Here is a 202-nt window from a genome sequence, read left to right as displayed (position 1 = left end):
GACGCGCCGGTGGCGGTGGCCGATGCGGCGGCGGTGAAGGAAGACACCAACACGCTGGCCGATCCCAATCCGGTGAGCGGCAATGTGCTTTCCAACGACACCGATGTCGACAATGGCGACACCCACACGGTCAGCGCCGTCAACGGCTCGGCTGGCAATGTCGGCAACGACCTGGTCGGCACCTATGGCACGCTGCATCTCA

1 protein-coding gene is annotated in these 202 nt (G+C 64.9%); it reads left to right on the top strand.

The genetic code is table 11. The features are described from left to right. Positions 1 to 202, top strand: a 202-nt coding sequence (locus tag EN861_RS35220) for a hypothetical protein (RefSeq protein ID WP_135868240.1), incomplete at both ends; no start/stop codon positions are given.

The organism is Mesorhizobium sp. M8A.F.Ca.ET.218.01.1.1 (genome assembly GCF_004791165.1).
GTDB lineage: Bacteria > Pseudomonadota > Alphaproteobacteria > Rhizobiales > Rhizobiaceae > Mesorhizobium.
Note: the sequence above shows the minus strand (reverse complement) of the source record. Positions and strands in the feature narration are given on the sequence as shown.